This window comes from Streptomyces sp. PH10-H1 (assembly GCF_030063355.1).
GTDB lineage: Bacteria > Actinomycetota > Actinomycetes > Streptomycetales > Streptomycetaceae > Actinacidiphila.
This window is the reverse complement of sequence record NZ_JASISZ010000192.1, coordinates 1-2,138: the sequence shown is the minus strand read 5'-3', so window position 1 is coordinate 2,138 and position 2,138 is coordinate 1. Positions and strand designations below refer to the sequence as shown.

Below are 2,138 nucleotides of genomic sequence, written 5' to 3'. Positions count from 1 at the left end.
GCTCGCAACCACAAGGAACCTCGGAGAACCCGCCACCGGAACGGTCATCCGGGATACCGGCCTGCCCCACAACCGCGAAAGGCACCCGAAAACCAAGATCGGAAATCACGCGGTGGATCGAGGCTCAGAGGAGGTCGGCGTCGTGGGCGAGGAGGGCGATCTGGGTGCGGTTGGTGACGGCCAGTTTGGTCAGGACATGGGTGATGTGCGCCTTCACGGTGGCAACGCTCATGTGCAGTGCGGTGCCGATCTCGGCGTTGGTGCGCCCCCGGGCCACGGCAACGGCGACCTCCCGTTCGCGCGGGCTCAGGACGGCCAGCGCGGCACAGGCCCGTTCGTAGGCGCCGGCCTGGGTGGCGACCCGGTCCATAAGGCGGCGGGTGATGCCGGGGGACAGGATCGGGTCGCCGGCGGCGACCCGCCGGATGGCCTCCACGATCTGTGCGGGCGGGCTGTCCTTCAGGAGGAATCCGCTGGCACCGAGGCGCAGCGCCTGCACGACGTTCTCATCGGTGTCGAAGGTGGTCAGCACGATGACCTCGGGTGGACGCGGGCTGCGCCGAAGCCTGCCGAGCGCGGTGATGCCGTCCAGGCGCGGCATCCGCAGGTCCATCAGCACCACGTCGGGAGCATGCGCGGCGACGGCGTCGGGCACCTCGTCGCCGTCGGCCGCCTGGCCCACGACCGCGATGCCATGGGCGCCGTCGAGCATCATGGCCAACCCGGCGCGTACCAGGGCGTCGTCATCGACGATCAGCACTCGCACCGCACTGTTCACCCCAGCCATGGTAGCCGGGCATGCAGGTGGAACTCGCCGGTCGCGGTCGTCTCGTGGTCGAGCCGGCCGCCGGCCAGGTGTACGCGCTCGGTCAGCCCGATCAGGCCTGTTCCGCTGCCCGGGACACTCGGCCGGGCGGGCGCGTCGCGGGACAACGGGTTGTGGATGTCGATGACCAGCTCCGTGCCGGGCTCGCCGGCGAGCACCACGTGCACCGGCTGACCGGCCGCGTGCTTGCGTGCGTTGGTGAGTCCTTCCTGGACGACCCGGTAGGCCGCCCGACCGGCGACGGCCGGCACCACGGTGGTATCCGGCGTCCTGCCGTCCAGAACGACCTGCTCACCCGCGTGGTGTGACTCCTCGACCAGGCGTGGGATGTCGGCGAGCACCGGCTGCGGTCGCTGGCCGCTTTCGTCATCGTCGGTGGTCTCCCCGTCGCGCAGAACGCCGATCACCTCGCGGAGTTCGATGAGCGCTTGGCGCACACCGTCGCGCACCACCCCCGCCGCGAGGGCGAGCTGCTCGGGCGGGGAGTCCGGCCGGTACTCCAGCGCCCCCGCGTACGTCGCCACCAGTGACAGCCGGTGGGCCAGCACGTCGTGCATCTCGCGGGCGATCCGCGTGCGCTCCGACACCCGCGCCTCGGCCACCCGGCGGCCCTGCTCGGCCTCGGCGCGGCGGGCCCGCTCGCGCAGCGAGGCCATCAGAGCCCGACGCGCCTGGGTGAGCGCGCCCCAGCCCAGCAACGCGGCATAGGCGGCGATCATCAACGCCAGCCACCAGACGAAGGAGAGCCCGCCGGCCGGGCGCCACAGCCCCTGAACGGCGTGCATCGCGATCCCCGCGCCCGCGACCTCGACCGCTGTCGGGAACGGTCGCCGCTGCGCGACCACGAGCGCAGCGGCCGTGGCTGCCGGGGTCGCTGCCGGCGACACGGCGGCCAGCACACTCAGTGCCAGAGCGCAGGCCACCGGCCAGCGCAGGAGTACAGGTACCAGCGCGCAGCTCAGCGCCCCGACCGCGATGTCCAGGCCGAGCAGACCCATCGTCCGCTGTGCCTGGATCTCCCCGAAGATCGTAAACGCGGCCAGGGCGGCGACCCCGGCGACCACCAGCGCGGTGATCATCGGCTCTGGACGGCACTGCGCTCCGGTCCCCACATCGTCACAGTTCGCTTCAGTGTTCACGTGGCCAACGTACGACCGGCCGAGCCCACGCCGATACCGACCAAGGTCTACCTCTGATCTTGCGCGGTGCTCCGCCCTTTGGGGCGGGGGTGAAGCGCATCCTTGGCCTGGAGGCGCGAAGCGCCGGAGTTCCGTGTGCCTCCGGGGTAACGGTCAGGATGTTGGGCGTTGCT

The 2,138-nt window shown here is 71.4% G+C and carries 2 protein-coding genes; both read right to left on the bottom strand.

Annotated elements, in window-relative coordinates; translation table 11 throughout:
- Positions 1-124: 124 nt before the first annotated feature.
- A complete protein-coding gene (locus tag QMK24_RS41100) occupies positions 125-787 on the bottom strand; it encodes a response regulator transcription factor (protein WP_283472027.1) in 663 nt (220 codons plus the stop codon).
- Positions 775-1,965, bottom strand: coding sequence for a sensor histidine kinase (locus QMK24_RS41095; RefSeq protein ID WP_283472026.1), 1,191 nt, complete (start codon positions 1,963-1,965; stop codon positions 775-777). The genes QMK24_RS41100 and QMK24_RS41095 overlap by 13 nt, the downstream gene beginning before the upstream one ends.
- Positions 1,966-2,138: the final 173 nt, after the last annotated feature.

What these genes read in the sequence shown, in the direction of transcription:
- QMK24_RS41100 (WP_283472027.1), bottom strand. Translation starts at nt 787, where the DNA reads ATGGCTGGGGTGAACAGTGCGGTGCGAGTGCTGATCGTCGATGACGAC.